The organism is Actinomadura terrae (assembly GCF_022751215.1).
GTDB lineage: Bacteria > Actinomycetota > Actinomycetes > Streptosporangiales > Streptosporangiaceae > Spirillospora > Spirillospora terrae.
The window spans coordinates 592,557-609,698 of sequence record NZ_JAICDG010000005.1; the positions used below are offsets into that span (position 1 = coordinate 592,557).

Annotated in this window: 15 protein-coding genes; 4 read left to right on the forward strand and 11 right to left on the reverse strand. The window is 73.2% G+C overall.

Features of this window, described 5'->3' with window-relative positions; genetic code table 11:
* Positions 1-2: 2 nt before the first annotated feature.
* The 3 genes from K2F47_RS31700 to K2F47_RS31710 are packed head-to-tail and all read right to left on the reverse strand — an operon-like array spanning position 3 to position 1,293.
* Positions 3-269, reverse strand: coding sequence for a DUF3703 domain-containing protein (locus tag K2F47_RS31700; protein WP_242909612.1), 267 nt, complete (start codon positions 267-269; stop codon positions 3-5).
* A gap of 16 nt (positions 270-285) precedes the next feature.
* A complete protein-coding gene (locus K2F47_RS31705) occupies positions 286-885 on the reverse strand; it encodes a TetR/AcrR family transcriptional regulator (RefSeq protein ID WP_242909613.1) in 600 nt (199 codons plus the stop codon).
* A 45-nt stretch (positions 886-930) separates the two neighbouring features.
* Positions 931-1,293, reverse strand: a complete 363-nt coding sequence (locus K2F47_RS31710; protein ID WP_242909614.1) for a MerR family transcriptional regulator — start codon at positions 1,291-1,293, stop codon at positions 931-933.
* A 54-nt stretch (positions 1,294-1,347) separates the two neighbouring features.
* Here K2F47_RS31710 and K2F47_RS31715 point away from each other — a divergent pair, with 54 nt between their 5' ends.
* Entirely contained in the window at positions 1,348-1,665 is a 318-nt protein-coding gene (locus K2F47_RS31715) for a putative quinol monooxygenase (RefSeq protein ID WP_242909615.1), read from the forward strand.
* Positions 1,666-1,669: 4 nt separating this feature from the next.
* Here K2F47_RS31715 and K2F47_RS31720 read toward each other — a convergent pair whose 3' ends face one another.
* Complete coding sequence (locus tag K2F47_RS31720) at positions 1,670-2,152, reverse strand: hypothetical protein (protein WP_242909616.1); 483 nt, start codon at positions 2,150-2,152, stop codon at positions 1,670-1,672.
* Between the two features lie 164 nt (positions 2,153-2,316).
* On the opposite strand from K2F47_RS31720, the gene K2F47_RS31725 reads away from it, so the two are divergent.
* The 3 genes from K2F47_RS31725 to K2F47_RS31735 all read left to right on the forward strand — a co-directional run bounded on the left by K2F47_RS31725 (position 2,317) and on the right by K2F47_RS31735 (position 5,514).
* Entirely contained in the window at positions 2,317-2,850 is a 534-nt protein-coding gene (locus K2F47_RS31725) for a TetR/AcrR family transcriptional regulator C-terminal domain-containing protein (protein WP_242909617.1), read from the forward strand.
* Positions 2,851-2,926: 76 nt separating this feature from the next.
* Positions 2,927-3,148, forward strand: a complete 222-nt coding sequence (locus K2F47_RS31730) for a DUF2277 domain-containing protein (RefSeq protein WP_242909618.1) — start codon at positions 2,927-2,929, stop codon at positions 3,146-3,148.
* Positions 3,149-3,408: 260 nt separating this feature from the next.
* The gene (locus K2F47_RS31735) at positions 3,409-5,514 is read left to right on the forward strand and encodes an endonuclease/exonuclease/phosphatase family protein (RefSeq protein WP_242909619.1); all 2,106 of its coding nucleotides are present in this window, start codon (positions 3,409-3,411) and stop codon (positions 5,512-5,514) included.
* A gap of 66 nt (positions 5,515-5,580) precedes the next feature.
* Here K2F47_RS31735 and K2F47_RS31740 read toward each other — a convergent pair whose 3' ends face one another.
* From K2F47_RS31740 to K2F47_RS41575, 7 genes are all read right to left on the reverse strand, one after another.
* Positions 5,581-6,600 (reverse strand): aspartate-semialdehyde dehydrogenase, encoded by a 1,020-nt coding sequence (locus tag K2F47_RS31740; RefSeq protein WP_242909620.1) that lies wholly within the window; start codon positions 6,598-6,600, stop codon positions 5,581-5,583.
* A 124-nt stretch (positions 6,601-6,724) separates the two neighbouring features.
* Entirely contained in the window at positions 6,725-7,675 is a 951-nt protein-coding gene (locus tag K2F47_RS31745; RefSeq protein WP_242909621.1) for a hypothetical protein, read from the reverse strand.
* A gap of 20 nt (positions 7,676-7,695) precedes the next feature.
* Positions 7,696-8,964 (reverse strand): acetate and sugar kinases/Hsc70/actin family protein, encoded by a 1,269-nt coding sequence (locus tag K2F47_RS31750; RefSeq protein ID WP_242909622.1) that lies wholly within the window; start codon positions 8,962-8,964, stop codon positions 7,696-7,698.
* Positions 8,961-11,654: a hypothetical protein gene (locus tag K2F47_RS31755; protein WP_242909623.1), complete on the reverse strand. Its 2,694-nt coding sequence runs from the start codon at positions 11,652-11,654 to the stop codon at positions 8,961-8,963. The genes K2F47_RS31750 and K2F47_RS31755 overlap by 4 nt, the downstream gene beginning before the upstream one ends.
* Positions 11,651-12,697: a hypothetical protein gene (locus K2F47_RS31760; protein WP_242909624.1), complete on the reverse strand. Its 1,047-nt coding sequence runs from the start codon at positions 12,695-12,697 to the stop codon at positions 11,651-11,653. Before K2F47_RS31760 ends, K2F47_RS31755 begins: the two co-directional genes overlap by 4 nt.
* 53 nt (positions 12,698-12,750) lie before the next feature.
* The gene (locus tag K2F47_RS31765; RefSeq protein WP_242909626.1) at positions 12,751-14,568 is read right to left on the reverse strand and encodes a hypothetical protein; all 1,818 of its coding nucleotides are present in this window, start codon (positions 14,566-14,568) and stop codon (positions 12,751-12,753) included.
* A complete protein-coding gene (locus tag K2F47_RS41575) occupies positions 14,555-17,140 on the reverse strand; it encodes an AAA family ATPase (RefSeq protein ID WP_308198497.1) in 2,586 nt (861 codons plus the stop codon). The genes K2F47_RS31765 and K2F47_RS41575 overlap by 14 nt, the downstream gene beginning before the upstream one ends.
* Between the last annotated feature and the right edge of the window lie 2 nt (positions 17,141-17,142).

Below are 17,142 nucleotides of genomic sequence, written 5' to 3' on the forward strand. Positions count from 1 at the left end.
GACTAATGGCCGCTGGCGGAGGTTTGGGGTTGTTGGTTGCGGTCGAAGAGGGCGGCGGCGCAGAGGAGGGAGATCTGGGTGAGCATGCGGTCGGGTCTGCGTTGTTTTCGGGCGGTGGTCAGGAGGGCGCGGTGGGCGGCCAGGTGGAGGGCCAGGGTGTCGTGGCCCAGGTTGTGGGCCTTGCCGAAGTGGCGGTAGGCGGCGGCGAAGTCGCGGGTCGCCAGTGCCGCTCGGCCTTGGGACATCTCGGAGTCGTAGCTGTCGGGCACGGTTTCTCCCTGGGGGTCACAGGCCTCGGACGAGGAGCTCGAATGCCTCATCGATGAGGTCGTCCAGTGGACGCGGGTCGACGCGGCCCCGGTTCTCGGCCACCTGGAGTGCGGCGAAGGCGGCGCCGACGAGCATGGCCGGGTAGAGGCCCTCGGATTCGGGCGGGCCGGTTCGTGCGGCGATTTCCGTGGCAAGGGCGGCCATTGTGTCGTCGACCTGGTTGAGGTTCATCCGGGAGAACAGTTCCGGGTGGCGCCGGTACAGCTCCTGTAGCAGTTCCCATTCCTCGCCCAGGTGGGCGAAGTCGGCCGCGTGCGCCATTGCCTTGACCACTTCGCGCATCGCCAGGGCGGGGGGCTCGGCGGACGGTCTGGACCGCAGCTCGGCGACGATCTCCTCGGTCGTCCACTGGTGCGGCTCGATCGAGAACGCCTGGTCCTTGGTGGTGAAGTAGTTGAAGAACGTCCGCGGCGAGATGTCGGCCGCCTCGCTGATCTCCTCCACGGTCACCGCGTCGGGGCCGCCGCGCTCCAGCGCCAGCCGCACGGCCGCGCCGCGGATCGCCACCCGGCGTGCGATGCGGCGCCGCTCGCGTCGCGCTTCTCCCGCGTCCATGGGTTGCAGGCTATGCAAAAAGTGCATTGACTGCAAAGGAGCCGCTCAGGCCGGGGTCAGGGTTCGGGTGGAGGCTTCGAGGATGCCGGCCAGGGCGGTGCGGGCCTGGGTGAGGTCGGCTATGCGGGTGTCCATTTCGCTGAGTTGGGCCTTGATGTGGTCGAGGACGCATGCCTGGAGTTCGGTGCCGTCGCCCACGAAGCACGGCATGAGTTCGCGGATGATTTTGGTGGTGAGACCGGCGGCCAGGAGGGTGCGGATGCGGGCGACGACGGCGGGCGCCTCGGGGCCGTAGTGGCGGTGCCCGCCCTCGCTGCGGTGGGAAGTGAGCAGCAGCCCCTGGGCCTCGTAGTAGCGGAGGAGACGCACGTCCACTCCGGTGGCGCGCGACAGCTCGCCGATCTTCATGTGGCTCACCTCACCTTGAATCTGACACTGATTGCACGTTTTACCGTTGGGCGCATGACATCGACATCAGCAGCACCCGTTTCGCTCTACGGATTCCTCACGCCCAAGCCCGGGCACGCCGACGTCCTCAGGAAGCTTCTGCTGGACCTCGTCGGGCCGTCCCGGGGGCACGAGGGCAGCCTTCAGTACCACATCCACGAGCAGGAGGACGGTCGCTTCTTCCTGTACGAGGTCTGGCGCTCGCAGGAGGACCTCGACCGGCACAACGCGACCTCGCTGCTGCGCGACTTCATGGACGAACTGCCCGAGCATCTCGACGGGGACGTCGAGGCCTACTTCGGCGCGATGATCAGCCCGTATCCCGGCTCCTGACCCGTCAGGCGATCAGGGCGGCGAGGGCGCCGGTCACGAGGCCGACGACGACGATCAGGGGGCTGCCCTTGATCGCGGCGTCGAGGTGGAAGCGCAGGTCCCGGTACTCGGCCATGCCCTCGGTGCCGGGCAGGACCAGCAGGTGGGGACGCAGCCCGGCGAAGATGATCCAGTCGAGGACGACCAGGTCCCAGACCGTCAGCGTGGCGAAGACCAGGGCGGCGCAGAGGGCGGCGGGCAGGAAGGTCAGGCCGTCCAGCGCGCCGTCCAGCCCGACCATCGCCATCGTCAGCAGCGGCAGCCCGGCCAGACCCCACACGACCAGGCCGAACAGGGCCGCGACCCGGCGGCCGCGCGCGCTCTTGGGTTTCCCGTACCGCTCCTGGATCGCGGGCGGGTAGTCGTTGAGCAGGAAGTCCCTGCTGAGGGCGGACGCGGCGAACAGCGCGACGGTGAAGACCACGCTGAGCACCAACCCGTAGCCCACCCCGTATCGGCCACCCCCGACGACGCCAGGACCCGCAGACGGCCGGAGTTCCGCAAGGGCCGGCCCACATTGACCAGGGAGCGGATCGCCCGGGCGGCCCTGGAGATCCTGGGTGAGGCGGGCCCAGCCGAGGTGACGATGCGCGCCGTCGGCGCCCGGCTGGGGTGTCGCCGCGCGCGCTCTACAACTACGTCGCCGACCGCCGCGACCTGCTCGCGGAGATGGTGGCCGTGTGCCAGCGCGACCGTCCGCAGCCGGAACTGGACGCCGACCGGTGGCCTGAGAGCCTGCGGGCCTACTGCCGCGAGCTGCGCACCTGGTACCGCGCTCACCCCAGCATGCTCGCTCTCGCGCGCGCCGAGGACCTCACCCCGTTCGTCTCGTCCGACCTGATGCGGACCGACGACGCGGTGGTGGCCTTCCTCCTCGATCTCGGGCTCTCGCCGCGGGACGCCTACCGGGCCTGGTCGATCACCATGCTCCAGGTGGCCGGGTTCGCCGAGATCTGGGACGCCTGGCACGACCGTCCGCCGCCCGGCCTGGACCCGGCCGCCTGGACCGGCGTGCCGCCCGGCGTCCAGGCCACGGCGCTCCCGAACCTGCGGCGGCTGGCGGACGCGGCGGCACAGCAATCCCCCGACGCGCTGTTCGAGTCCGTTTTGACGATGCTGGTCGACGGAGTGCGGGCCCTGCTCTGACGTCCGCCGGTCCCGGCGCGGCGCCGGGGGCGCCCCGGCCTGCGGTTTTGTCGGTGCCGGAGGTAACAATGGGGGCATGTGCCGCAGCATCAAGACGCTCCGCCCGCCGTTCGCCGAGGAAGTCACCGACCAGGACGTCCGGGCCGCCGCGCTCCAGTACGTCCGGAAGGTCTCCGGCTTCCGCGCGCCCGCCGCCCACAACGCCGAGGCGTTCGACCGCGCCGTGGAGGAGGTCGCCCGGGCCACCGCCGCCCTCCTCGACTCGATCGAGGTCAGGGGCCGCCGCGCCGCCTCCTAGCGGCGCCGCGCCGTCGCGGGGAGTTGCGCGCGGCCTCTTCCGCGCCTGTTGAAAATTCACTTGCCCGGCATCGCCTTGAATAAAGCCAGGTCGCGATCTTGAAATCGAATTAGAAGCGCCCTCCGTTCGGACGTTTCGGATCAGTGCGAAACCTCGACGAGGAACATCGGCGGTCATCCTGTCGTCGACAACCACGTCGATCGCGACGGCGGGGAATCACCATTCCCGGTCGTCGCATTTTCCGAACGGGGGATCATTTAATGATCTTGAGAAAAGGCGCCGGCGGGCGGGGGCCCGCGCGGCGCGGCAGGTGGGTGCGGGTGCTGGCCTCGGGGTCGGCGCTCGTCGTCCTGGCCTCGGTCCTTTCGGTCGTGGCCGGGGTCGTGAGGCCGGGGCAGGCGCTGGCGCGTCCCCTCGACCAGCACATTCCGATGACGTACAACATGCAGGGCGCCGGCGACGGGGGGCAGGGCGCGAAGTGGACCAACACCGTCAAGAAGGAGGCCAAGACGCATGACGTGATCGCGCTCCAGGAGGCGGGTTCCCGGCCGAACATGGGCACCCCCGAGCGGGCCGCCAGCGATCACGGGATGCGGGTCGACCGCTACCGGTGGCAGGTCGAGTCCGCCCCCAGGGACCCGCTGCACATGGGCGGCACGCGCAACGTCTACTTCATGGAGACCGACCCGGGCGGCCACCGGGTGAACCTCGCCATCGTCACCCCGTACAACGCGGACCAGATCATCATCATCCCGCCGGGGTTCGAGAACAGCCGCCCGGCGTTCGGGATCCGACTCGGGACGACGGTCTTCTTCACCATGCACGGCCTGTCGGGCGGAGGGAACGACGACCGCAGGCTGCTGACGGAGATGGACAACCGGGTCGGGGCGAGCCGCTGGGTCGCGCTCGGCGACTTCAACCGCGAGCCCGACCGGTGGAACCGGGCGGGCAGCCGCCCGGGCGACCCGGGATTCGTCCCCGGCCTTCCCACGCTGCCCGGGGCCGGCCGGATCTACAACTCCGGCCAGCCCACCCATGTCATCTCCAGCGGGGTCGAGCGCGAACTCGACTACATGGTGACCAACGCCGACCTTCCGGGCACGTGGGGCGGTGAACGGATCGGCGACCTGTCGTCCGACCACGTCCCGGTCACGTTCGGCCCCCTCGCCTTGGACAAGGCGGGACGGACGAAGGGGCTGACCAACAGGAAGGACGGGGACGCCGTCGACCAGCGGTATGTGACCCGGCTCAACCGCTACCGCGCCGTCGTCAAGCCGCGCAGCGCGACGGCGACCCAGCGGTACAAGATGCGTCCGATGAGCGGCGGCTGGACGCGGATCGTCAACGAGTACCACCAGTGCCTCAGAGAGGTGAACACGCCGATCAGCCGCCCGCCGAACCTGCACACCCAGGTCTTCTGGGATCCGTGCGGCCAGTCGAGCTACGAGGACCAGTGGCGGCTGAACTTCTCCACGCTCCACTCCGGCTACTTCTCGCTGCTGAACCGGGGCACGGGCCGCTGCCTCGCGCTGAACGGCGACGACCTGGCCGGACGGGAGTGCACGGGCGGTGACGACGACGACCAGCTGTTCAGGATGGCGCCGACCCTGACGGGCGTCAGCGACGTGACCTGGACCATCGCCGGGCCGGACGGCCCGCGGGAAGGGCGCGCCTACGAAAAGATGATCAACGTGCTGCGGACGGCGTCGTCGCACTCGTTCCGCGGGCAGGTCACGCAGACGACCGAAGACCCCGAGTCGCTGCTGCGCCTGACCGTCGAACTGCCGCCGCGGCGGGGGCGTTCGAACCTGCTGACCCTGTTCCTGACCGCGCACGACACGCGGCTGCGCGGCTGGGAGGTCGACGACCGGCTCTTCCAGTTCAACGACTGGCACCTCGGCCGCCGGCTCGGCCGCGAGGTCACGACGCTGCCGTTCGCCGGGGACGAGGCGGCGCTGCGCAGGGCGTACGTCCGCACGGGCGGCAGCCCGTTCTTCGCGGAGGCCACCCAGCGGTGGCTCAGCCCCGACCGTATCGAGGGGGCGCTGAACGCGCTGTCCAACGTGAGCAACGACCACGTCGCCGCCACCGCCGGGCTGGTGATCTCCACGGTCATCACCCAGGCCGCCCACTACGGCGCGGTCTCGATGGTCTCGACCCAGGCGCTCGGCGATCCCGAGCCGTGGCGCATCCACCCGCTGAACAACACGATGTACGGGCTGTTCGACGACTGGGAGGCGCTGTCGAGGTTCGCGCGGAACATCACCGACGACCCCGAGCACACCGCGCCGCTCCGCCTCCACAACCCCGACATCACCGTCCGGACGTTCCGGGAGGCGGCGAACTTCGTCATCCTGATCAGCTAGCCCGCCACCGCTTCGGCACCGCCCGCGAACCGAGGGGGATCGCGGGCGGTGCTTCGCCGTCCCGGGTCAGGACGCGGCGACCAGCTCGGCGATCTGGACGGCGTTGAGCGCGGCGCCCTTGCGGAGGTTGTCGCTGGAGCAGAAGAGGGCGAGGCCGTTGTCGGCGGTCTCGTCGCGGCGGATGCGTCCGACGTAGGTGGGGTCCTGGCCGGCGGCCTGGAGCGGGGTCGGGACGTCCGACAGCGCGACCCCGGGGGCGCCCGTCAGCAGTTCGCTCGCCCGCTCGGGGCCGATCGGGCGCTCGAAGCGGGCGTTGATCTGGAGGGAGTGGCCGGTGAAGACCGGGACGCGGACGCAGGTGCCCGACACGCGCAGGCCCGGGATCTCCAGGATCTTGCGGCTCTCGTTGCGGAGCTTCTGCTCCTCGTCGGTCTCGGCGAGGCCGTCGTCGACGATCGAACCGGCCATCGGCAGGACGTTGAACGCGATCGGCGCGACGTAGACGCTGGAGTCGGGGAACTGGACGGCGGCGCCGTCGTGGGTGAGCCGGTCGGCGCCCTCGACGACCTTGGACGCCTGCTCGTGCAGCTCGGCGACGCCCGCGAGCCCGCTGCCGGACACGGCCTGGTAGGTGGCGACGACCAGCGCGGTCAGCCCGGCCTCGGCGTGCAGCGGCCGGAGCACGGGCATGGCGGCCATCGTCGTGCAGTTGGGGTTGGCGATGATCCCCTTGGGGCGGTCCGCGACCGCGTGCGGGTTGACCTCCGACACCACGAGCGGGACGTCGGGGTCCATCCGCCAGGCCGAGGAGTTGTCGATCACGACGGCGCCCGCGGCGGCGACGCGGGGCGCGAGCTCCTTCGAGGAGGCCTTCCCGGCGGAGAACAGGACGATGTCGAGGCCGGTGTAGTCGGCGGTCGCGGCGTCCTCGACGGTGATCTCGGCGCCCTCGAACGGGAGCCTGCGGCCGGCGGAGCGGGCGGAGGCGAACAGGCGCAGCTCGTCCAGCGGGAACCCGCGTTCGGCCAGGATGCGCCGCATCACGCTCCCGACCTGCCCGGTGGCCCCGACGATCCCGATCCTCATGCCGCTCCCTCTGGTAAGTCGATCGACCTGGGCGAACGAGTCTGCCCAAGCTCCTACGGGACGTCCATTCAATATCCCTTCCCGTCGACTTTAAGCGCTGGTCGGACGTGGCGCTAACCCGCCGCTAACCCGTCCAGCCGAGGGCGGCGCGCGCCCGGTCGTGCGCCTGGACGTGCTCGGTCAGCACGCGGGCGAGGATGTCGTCGATCGCGCCGAGCCGTTTCTCGATGGTGGCCAGCTCGCGTTCGGCGCGTTCGAGGCCGGTCTCCTTGGTGAGCGGCGGGACGCCGTCGTTGAGCGCGGTCAGCAGTTCGCGGTCGGCCTCACGGTAGGCGCGGAGGGGGAGGAGGACCTCGTCGCGGCGGCTGCCGAGCCGCTCGTAGCCCTCGACCGCGGCCGCCAGCTCGGCGCGGGCGCTCTCGGCGGCCTCCTCGGCGCTGCCCAGCCGCTCGCGCAGCTCGGTCAGCTCGGCCTTCGCGGCGGCGGCGTCCCGCACGGCGGCGGCGACCTTCGGGTCGAGCAGCGCGAGCTGCTCGCGGGTCACGCGGAGTAGGGTCCCGGCGGACTCGCCGAGCGCCCGCTCGGCCTCCCCCGCCGGACGCGCGGCCTCGGCGTCGAACGCGGCGGCCTGCTCGCGCAGCGCCTCGACCTCCTCGGCGAGGTCGCGCAGCCGGCGCAGCTCGGCGAGCCGCTCGCGGAGCCGGTCGTGCTCGGCGTTGAGGTCGGCCAGCTCCTCGCGGGCCTCGCCCAACTCGTCGAGCGCGGCGCGGTCGGCGGCGAGGCGGCGCCGCGCGACGGCGAGCTCGTCCTGCCGTTCCCGCAGGTGGTTGTGGACGGGCGCGCCCGGCGACGCCGCCTCCACCAGCGCGGGGACGGCCTCCTGCACGGCGCCGAGGGGTTCGAGCGCGTCGTCCAGCGCCACGACGGCCTGGAAGGCGGCCACGTCGTCGTCGAAGCCGGCGGCGAGCGCCCGGCCGGACCAGTCCGCCGCGAGGCGCAGCACGGTCAGCGCGGCGACCGGGCCCTCCTCCGCGAGCGCGGCGGCGATATCGGCCTTCACGTCGTCGATGGTCATCCGGGGCGACTCCCTGTGCGTCATTTCTGCCCGGTCCCGTCCGGGTCGATCGGGTAGTGGCGGGGCTCGCCACCGGCCGCCGGGGCGAGGACGAGCACGCCGGGGCAGGCGTGGGACGGGCGCAGGCCGACGCGGTACCGCCCGGGCGCGAGGCCGGGCAGCCTGACCGGGACGTCCGCGCCGTCCACCTTCACGGCGAACAGCTTCGGGCCCTCGGCGGGGACCTCGACCAGCACCGCGTAGCCGTCCTGGACGGCGAACTCCGCCGCCGGGTCGAGCGGCACCTCCCGGACCTCCAGCAGCCCGTGCCGGAGCCGGTGCAGCGGCAGGACGACGGACGGGTGCTCCGGCCCCGCCACCTCCATCCCCCCGGCCGCGATCCGCAGCGCGCCCCGGACGGCGGCGGCCGGGCCGAGCACCAGGGGCGGCTCCGGCGGCGCGAACTCGTCCATGATGACCCGACTGACCAGGGGGAACACGCCGAACTTGCCCGCGACCGCGATGGTGGCGGGCGGCGCCGAGTCGGCCAGGACGCGGGACACGACGCTCTTCAGCGCCGTCGCGGTGGCGGCGAAGGCCGAGATGAGCTTCCCTGCGGTGACGTCGATGTCACCGACGCGGTAGACGGGTGCGTCCCGGTAGCGGGGGTGGCTCCACGCGCGCGGCAGCACGACGGCGGCGCGGCGCCCGTGCCGCGCCCGCGCCCCCTCGAACATCTCCGCGAACCCGGCCGTGGGGCCGACGGTGGTCGCCGACGAGGGAGCGGGGCCGGGGGTCGAGGGCAGGTCGGCCGCCGACGCGGCGACGGCGGTATCGAATGCCCGCCCGCCGCCCTCGGCGACCGCGACCGACGTGACCCGTACCGTGCCGTCGGCGGCGGAGCAGAGCGCGGCGCCGGTCGTCCGCGCGCCCAGGTCGCAGACCAGCACCGACCCCTCGGCGGGACGGCCCGCCCGGGCCAGCGCGTCGGCGGCGACGCAGGCGGCCTGGCTGACCCAGCCGACATCGGGCCAGCCCAGCTCCTCCAGCAGAGTCCAGCGCAGCCGCTCGTAGGCGCGGATGCCGTGCGGCGTCCCGTCCAGCCACGACTCGGGGACCGTGACCGTCGTCCTGGAGATCGTGCCCGGGGCCCGCTTGCGGCCCGACTCCAGCAGCTTGGACAGGAACACCGCGAGGTCGCCGCGCGGCGTCGGGCGCGACTCGACGACGGGCACGCCGCTCGGCTGGGACAGGGCGATCCGCGTCGTCGCCGTCCCGACGTCCAGCGCCACCGCCACCGGGCCGGTCATCCGTCACCCGACTTGCCGATCCAGGGGATGCGGCGCCCGTTGCGGCCGTGCTTGGCGATCCGATCGACGGTGGTCTTGTTGGCCTCCAACCGGGTACGGCACTCGTTGGACATCTCCCAGGCCGCGGCGTGGTTGGCGGCCGTCTCCAGCATCCGCAGCTGGTGGGCGACCTCCTGGGTGACATGGTCGGCGACGGCGGTGGTGAACTCGCCGGCGACGTAGGGCCCGAGCGCGCCCTGGGCGATCGCCTCGACCAGCATGAGCGCGCGCTCGTCGGCCTGCTGGTGGTTGTAGCGGTTGACGTACCTCGTCCAGACCCGCTGCACCACCCCGTTCGCCACGATGCCGTCGAGCTTGCCTCCCGCGTCGCGCACGGCCCTGATCCCCTGCGCGGCGTTCTCCACGCTGCTCGCGAGGTCGCGCATGCAGCGGACGTAGTAGTCGGCGAGCTCGTCCAGGTCGGCGTTGGGGGCGAGAGGTCCAAGGTCCGCCGGGGTGGGCGCGCCCAGCGATGGCGGCGGGCCCTGCGTGGGCGTGCCGTCCGCCGCGTAGCCTCCCGCGCTGTAGCCGTCGGAAGCGGCGCCGGACGCGGGGGCGGACGCGGCGGCGGGCACGTGCTCGAACTTGCGCTGGTTCTCCAGGAGCAGCCTGCGCAGCTCGACGAACGCGGGCCGGCCCGCCAGGGCGGCATCGGCCGGATCGGGGTCCAGGACCGACCTGAGCTTGGTCCAGTCCAGCGTCTCGTCCTCGACGATGACGGCCCTGACCAGGTTGATCACTATGTCCGCGCGCTCGGGGTCGCCGGCCCAGGGGCGCTGGGCGCGCAGCGCGGAGACCAGTTCCCGGACGAACGTCGTCGCCATGCCGCGATGGTCGCGGACCCGCTGCCAGGCCCAGACGAAGCCGTTGTGGTACATGCCGGAGTCGTCGTGGAGCACCGCCTTCTTGAGGTGCGCGGGCGACGACCCGACCGTGAGCAGCACGGCGTCCGCCGCGCCCCATCCCCCGAGGTCCTCGGTCTCCATCTGGCCCAGCGTCGCCCTGACGATCTCGCGCGCCGCCGGGCTGAGCTCCGACTGCTCCTTCATCCAGCCGATCAGCGCGGGCATGACCGGTTCCAGGCGGCCGAGCCGCGCGGCGACCTGGACGAGGGCCGCCGCCCATTCGGGGGCGTCCTTCATCAGGTTGCGGAAGACCTTGAGCGGGACCTCGTGCCCGGCGAGCAGGTCGTCGAACCCGGCCAGGGCGCCCCGCTTGCCCGCGCCGAGCCAGCGGACCCACGCCCTGACCCGGTCCAGCCCGCCGGGCTCGGCCACGAGCAGCCGGGCGGCCAGCCGGCTCTCGTGGCCGAGCTCCGCCAGCAGCTCGGAGTTCGCCCAGGCCGGGGCGGCCGGGTCGACATGGTCGCGGATCAGCTCCGCGGTCTCCTTCAGCGCGGCGCGGTACCGGGCCGGCCGGCCAGTGAACCCGGGGGCCCGGATGGCCCGCACGACCCCCGCGAGGAACGGGTCGGCGAGCCGCCGGGACTCGGCGAGCTCAAGGTATTCGGAGACGCGCTTGTCGGGCACCTCACGCCACAGCAGCGTGCCCGCCGCGTCGACCAGCGCGTCGATCACCTCCGAGCCGCCGGTCGCGGCGACCTGGTCCCAGCGCTCCCCGATCAGCTTCAGGTCGTTCGGCTCCGCGACGCGGATGAGGTAGGCGAGCACGCGGCCCTGGGCGCCGGGCGAGATCTCGTCGCGCCGGGGGCTCAGCAGCAGCCGCCGCGCCTCGTCCTGCTTCCCGTCGGTGTTCTGGTCGGCGTAGCGCAGCACCGTCTGCGGCCACTCGACGTCCGCGAGGTGTTCGAGGGCGCGGTTCGGCTCGCTGAAGTCGGCCGGGCTGCCGCCGTCCGCGAGATACCCGACGAGCCACACCAGGTCCCGGTCGCTGAGCAGCCGGTCCAGCCACTTCAGGTAGCGCCGCGCCGTCGCGGACGGGGGGGCGCCCTCGTCCTGCCCGCGCCAGCCCACCTCGTTCGCGTTGTCGCGGGCGCGGCGCAGGAACGCGAGCCGGATCTTGTTCGCGGGCCCGGTCGCCCAGGTCGCGGCCGTGAAGTCGGCCCGGTAGCCGTACGGGAGCAGCGCCGCCACCGCGTCCATGAACGCGAGCCGGTCCTGGAAGGACGCGTCGCCCGCGCCGACGATGTCGACCCGGCCGTCCAGCAGCAGCGCGGCCGTCCGCATGACCTTGTTCCGGTCGAAGCGCTCGATGTCGCGGACGAGGTCGGCGGCGGAGTACTCGACCGGGGAGAGCGTGACGAGGTCGCCCGGCGGGCCGTCCATCGGCAGTTCGAGGCGGTTCAACTCGCGGTAGAGCGCGGCGTAGGAGACCGGCGTCCCCTGCACCTCCCGGTAGGGGACGCAGATGTACTTGGTGAACGCGACCGGGCGGCCCGACCCGTCCCGGTGCTCGGTCCAGTCCTCGATCGACATGCCGAGGTAGCGGTCGGGCGCCTCCCCCACCCAGCTCACCGTCACCCAGGGCAGCGCGCCCTCGCCGGTGCGGTGCGCGGGCGGCGTCCCGAGCCCGTACTGGCGCAGGATGCGCCCGAAGCTCACCTTGCTGAACGGCTCGCGGCTACAGTTCAGCACCCCGTAGTCGTCGCTGCTGCCGGGCCGCTTCCCCGACAGCGCCCAGCCGGCGGTCACCTGGACCATTGCGGCGTCTTCCCGTCGAGCCTGTTGCCGAGCCACAGCACCGGCTCCACCACGTTGATCGGCCACACCTTCCCGCGGATCTCGACGCTGCCGTCGGCGCTCTTGCTGATGTTCCAGTAGTCGTTCTCGGTGAACCGGTCGGACTCGCCCATGTAGAAGCCGACGGCGGACGTCGCGTAGTAGCGCACCCGCTCGTGGTGGAAGTACTTCTGGATGCTGCTGAGGACGAGGTCGGCGTTGCCGACCTTGGAGTCCTTGCACAGCTCGGAGAAGAAGTGCCCGGCCGAGTCCTCGCGGACGCGCGGGAGCATCTGCGGGCTGTCGTCGTAGGTGAGGTACCCGCCGACCCGCGCCCGCCGGAACACCTCCGGCGCGTCGAACTTGGTCACGCAGACCGCGAGGTGCTGCGGCAGCTTCGCGTCCTTGGAGCCGCGGTCGCGGAACACCTGCCGCGACAGCTTCAGCAGCGTCCGCTGGAAGTAGCTGTAGGAGTCGCCCTGCCGCCGCTCGCGGGTCGGGTCGAACAGGTAGACGATCCCGTCGCAGCCCGCGAGGTGCTCGATGATGCGGTCCTCGTCGGCCTCGCCCTGCTCCTCCTCCTGCTCGTCGTCGAAGCCGAGGTTGTCGTCGCCGCCGGACGGCGCCATCGACTCGCCCGGGACGGACTTGCTCGCGTGGACGGCGCCGGGCGAGTCGAGCAGGTCGATGTTGACCTCGATCGGCACGTCCTGGAACTTCTTCCCGAACCGCCTGCCGGTCGGCTGCTGGGTCGTGCCGCGCAGCGTCCAGCTCAGCGCGTTGGAGAACTTCGTCGCGGCGGGGAACCGGCGGTGCTGGGTGAGCATGCCGGTCTGGGTGTCGAGGAAGTCGTTGGACTCCTCGTTCACGCCGAACAGCATCCAGTCGCCGGACGTGCGCAGCACCGCGACCTGGAGCGCGGCGAGGAACGTCGTCTTGCCGCTCTCCGGCGCGCCCCACAGCCCGATTCGCCGCAGCTCCCGCTGGGGCTGGACGATGTCCGGGTGCGGAGGCACCGGTTGTCCTTGCGCCGCGTTCTGCGGCGGCGGGGAGAACTGCGAAGGGGTGGTCACCGGGCACCTCGTTCCAGATCGGCCAGGGGAAGGTTGAGTGTCTGCGGCGCGGACGGGAGCAGGCCGAGCCCCACCCCGAGCCGCCGCGCGTCGATGTCGTCGAGATCGTGGACGCCCGCGGCGCCGAGGGCGTCCCAGACGGGATGGTCGCGGGCGCCGTCCCCGTGCAGGACGGCCGCGCAGGCGACGCCCGCGCGGGTGAGGGCGGCGTGCGCCGACGGCCAGCTCCGCTCGAACTGGCAGGGCAGGACGTCGTCGAACTCGCCCTGGATGGGCGGGTGCGGGGGCCGCCCGCCGACCGTCAGCAGGATCGTCCGCGCCGCCGGACGCCCGGCCGCGCCGTACCCGACGAGGCGCTCGGCGACCTCGTGCAGGGCGTCCTCGACCGGGGCCGCCTCGGGGTACTCGACCGGGCTCGGACGCAGCCGGGCCAGCGCCGCGACGGCGGTCGCGGGCGTGTCGAGCCAGCCGCCGAGGACGGGCCTGCGCTTCTCCTTGCCGCGCCCGTAGGCGTGGTCCTGGTAGCCGAGCACCGCCACGCGGACGAGGCCGGTGCCGGGGTAGGTCGCGTCCACGGCGGACACCAGCTCGCGCAGCAGGCCCAGCCTGCGCTGGACCAGCTCGTCCACGCCGCCGAGCTCGACCGCGCAGACCAGGTCGACGCGCTCGGTGAGGATCTCCAGCCGGTCGGGCAGGCCGTCCAGCAGCTCGGGCAGCGACTCGGCCACCGGCGCCAGCTCGGCGGGCTCGGTGATCCGCACCCGGCCGGGCCCGTCCAGCACGACCTTGACGTCGGCGGGCAGCGGCGCCGCGCCCGCCGCCAGCAGCGTCCAGTGCTCGGCGCTCGCGGCGACGGCGGCGAGGACGGTCGTCTCGGCGGCGCCGGGCGGGCTCTCCAGCCGGAACGCGCGGGTCGCCCCGGCGGGCGTCCCGGCGGGGAACAGCGGGATCAGCCGGGGGCCGACGCGGCGCGTGCCCGGCTCGACCCCGGCCGCGAGCAGCCCCACGTCGTGCCGGGTGGGCAGCGTGGCGATCAGCGGGCCGAGCAGGTCGCGGGCGCTCGACTCCCCGGCGGGCACGACCTCGGCGTTCGGGTGCCGCTTGCGCAGGAACCGCACGGCCCGGTCGGGGACCGGCCAGCCGATCTCCCGGTAGGCGAGCACGATGTCGTCGCCGGGTTCGTCGAGCCGCTGCGGCAGGCCGTCGCGCAGCGCCCGCCACAGCGTGTCGCGGTCGAGGTCGGCGAGCCCGCCCGCGAGCTGGAAGCGCCGCTCGCCCGGGTCGCGGGACAGGAACGGCAGCAGCGTCTCCCACGGCGTGACCTCGGGGGTGTCGTACCCGCGCGGGATCATCAGCTCGTCCAGCACGACGCGGGTCACGGTCAGCCCGTGCTCGGCACCGATCTCGGCGACGACCAGGCCGCGGCCCTGCCCCATCCGGTGCAGCGCGTTCGCGAGCACGGAGTGCAGCGCGGCGTCGGGCATCGGCGGCACGTCCACCGCCTGCCTGGCCCGCACCCACTCCTGCGGGGTCGGCCTGCCGCCCCGCACGAACAGGTCGTCGGTGAGACCCGCGCGGACGACGGCCAGCAGGTCGCGCTCGCGCCGCGCGGTCGCGAGCCGCTCCTCGAACTCGCGCGCGAACTGCGGGTCGGGGACGCCGAACCGCCACTCGCCGTGCAGCGGCCACCGGCACTCCGAGCAGCGCGCCTCCTCGACCTTGATCGGGCATCCGCACACCGGGCATCCCGGGCGTGCGCGCACCATGGCGCCGGTGCCCGCGCCCGCGCCGGCGGGCTGCTCACCGGTCGACATCGGCCACCTCCGCGGAGAGCGGCCCGGCGGACGGCGGCTCGGGCACGTCCTCGGGCAGGAAGGTGTCGACGTCGGCGTCGGGCGCGTCGGCCGTGCGGGCGGCGAGCCGCACCTCCATCGCGCGCAGCAGCTGCTCCCGGACGGTGCGCGCGTTGCCGAAGTCGTTCGGATTCGCCCGGCGCTCGGCGGCCAGCCACGCGAGCGCGCGGACGCGCGTCGCCTCCGGGACGCCGTAGCCCTCGGCCCCGGCCATCTTCACCAGAATCCGCACCAGTTCCTCGGGCGTGTAGTCGGGGAACTCCACCCGCACCGTGAACCGTGACCGCAGGCCCGTGTTGGCGGCGAGGAACGTCCGCATCTCGTCCGGGTACCCGGCGGCGATCACGGTGAGCCGGCCGCGCAGGTTCTCCATCTCCTGGGTGATCGTGTCGAGCGCCTCCCGTCCGAAGTCGCGGCCGTCGTCGCCCCTGGCCAGCGCGTACGCCTCGTCGATGAACAGCACCCCGTCCATCGCCTCGCGGACCTTCTCGCGGGTGCGCGGCGCGGTGTGCCCGATGTACTCGCCGACGAGGTCGGCGCGGCCGGTGTCGACGACGTGCCCGCTGGTGAGCAGCCCGAGGTCGCGGAAGATCCGGCCGATGATGCGGGCGACGGTCGTCTTGCCGGTGCCGGGCGGGCCGAGGAACAGCAGGTGCGGCGCGACGACCTCGCCCCTGCCGCGCCGCTGCTTCAGCCTGACCTGCGCGACCAGGTCGCGGATCGCCTTCTTCACCGGGTCGAGGCCGATCATCTGGTCCAGCTCGCCGAGCAGGACGGGCAGCTCCGGCACCGCCGTGCGCAGGTGCACCCGCAGCCGCTCGGGCAGGTCGCCGGGCTCCAGCGGACGGTCGACGTCCGCGCGCGTCCGCAGCACCCACCGGCGCTTCACGTCGTCGGCGAGGTCGCGCATCGCGCCCGCGTTGCCGAACCCGGGGCCGCGCGTGCGGTGCATGCCCGCGACGACGCGGCGCAGGTCGTCCTCGGTCTCCCGGGACCAGGTGAGGCCCTGCTCGCCGAGCCGCGCGAGTGCGATGCCCGCGAGCGTGTCGGCGTCGTAGTCGGGGAACGCGATGACGTTCGCCTCGGGGAAGCGGCGGCGCAGCCCGGGGTTGGCGTCCAGGAAGTCCTTCATCCGGTCGGGGTAGCCCGCCGCGATCACGACGAGCCGGCCCCGGTCGTTCTCCATCCGGGTCAGCAGCACGCCGATCGCGTCGCTCCCGAACCCGTCGGCCTGGTCGGCGAGCATGTACGCCTCGTCGATGAACAGCACGCCGTCGAGCGCGCTGTCGATCACCGCCTGCGTCTTCTGCGCGGTCTCCCCCACGTACTGCCCGATCAGCGTGGACGCCGTCGCCTCCACCAGGTGCCCGCGCCGCAGCACGCCCAGCTCCCGGTACATCTCGCCGACGAGCCGCGCCACCGTCGTCTTGCCCGTGCCCGGGTTGCCGGTGAACACCAGGTGGTGCGCGGCGGGCTCGGCGGTGCCGCGGCCCTCCGCGCGCATCCGGTTCTCGGCCTCGATGAGCAGCCGCATGCCCTGGAGGTGGTCCTTGACCGCGTCCAGCCCGGCCAGCCGGTCGAGCCGCTGCCACACGTCCTCGTGGCCGGACGCGGCGGTGGTCACCCAGCCCCGCTCGCGCAGCACCGCGCCGTCCAGCGGGACGTCCTCGGCGGCGAGGCCGCGCAGCCGCTGCTCCCACGTCCGCGCGGGCTCGGCCGTCGCCGCCATCGCGCGGACGGCCTGCGCCAGCCCCGTCCAGTCGCCGATCCTCAGCCGCGGCCGCCCAGTCAGCCGCTGGACGTGCACGAGCCGCGCCAGCTCGGCCTCGTCGGGCTCGCCGACCCGGCCCGGACCGCCGCCGCGCTCGGCGAGCCGCCGCGCCCACTCCTCCAGCGTCGGGAAGCCGCGCACGTCCCGGACGAAGTCGCGGACGTCGGCGAGCGACGCCTTCCGCGACACCAGCACGCACTTGTTGCGGGCGCTGCCCCGGTAGGCGACCCACTCGGCGAACACGGTCGCGAGCGCGCGTCCGGCGACGGTGTGGCTCAGCACCTCTTCGGCGTGCAGCACGACGACCGCCGCGCGCATCGCGTCCTGCCGCATGAGGTGGTCGAGCGTCATCACCGCGTGCGCGTCGGACATGCCGGAGTTCGCGGCGGCGGGCTCCTCCGGGGCGGGCTCGGGCGCCCGCGTCACCACCCGGTCGCCCAGCGGGCCGCTGAAACCGGGCCGCATGCGCCGGGGCCCGCTCGCCGCCTGCCGCGCCGCCGCCGTCTCCGGACGGACGAGCCGCCGCGACTCCACGTCCCGGAAATAGACCTTGCGGTGCAGCGAGTAGAAGACGATCGCCTCGTAACCGGCGGCGTGCAGCGCCTCCCACAGCGCGGTCTCGATCCCGAACGTGCGGTACGCGCTGTCGACGAACGCGTCGTCGGCGCCGGACCCGTGCACGATCATCACCGGGTCGCCCTCGACCGCCGCGCGGCGCAGGCTCAGCAGGCGCCCCGCCGCCGGGCTCGAAGACCGCTCCACGC

Excerpts from the sequence above, each read along its gene's own strand:
- K2F47_RS31765 (WP_242909626.1), bottom strand. The coding sequence starts at position 14,568 with ATGTCGACCGGTGAGCAGCCCGCCGGCGCGGGCGCGGGCACCGGCGCC.
- K2F47_RS31740 (WP_242909620.1), bottom strand. The coding sequence starts at position 6,600 with ATGAGGATCGGGATCGTCGGGGCCACCGGGCAGGTCGGGAGCGTGATG.
- K2F47_RS31715 (WP_242909615.1), top strand. The coding sequence starts at position 1,348 with ATGACATCGACATCAGCAGCACCCGTTTCGCTCTACGGATTCCTCACG.
- K2F47_RS31705 (WP_242909613.1), bottom strand. The coding sequence starts at position 885 with ATGGACGCGGGAGAAGCGCGACGCGAGCGGCGCCGCATCGCACGCCGG.
- K2F47_RS31710 (WP_242909614.1), bottom strand. The coding sequence starts at position 1,293 with ATGAAGATCGGCGAGCTGTCGCGCGCCACCGGAGTGGACGTGCGTCTC.
- K2F47_RS31750 (WP_242909622.1), bottom strand. The coding sequence starts at position 8,964 with ATGACCGGCCCGGTGGCGGTGGCGCTGGACGTCGGGACGGCGACGACG.
- K2F47_RS31745 (WP_242909621.1), bottom strand. The coding sequence starts at position 7,675 with ATGACCATCGACGACGTGAAGGCCGATATCGCCGCCGCGCTCGCGGAG.
- K2F47_RS31735 (WP_242909619.1), top strand. The coding sequence starts at position 3,409 with ATGATCTTGAGAAAAGGCGCCGGCGGGCGGGGGCCCGCGCGGCGCGGC.
- K2F47_RS31730 (WP_242909618.1), top strand. The coding sequence starts at position 2,927 with ATGTGCCGCAGCATCAAGACGCTCCGCCCGCCGTTCGCCGAGGAAGTC.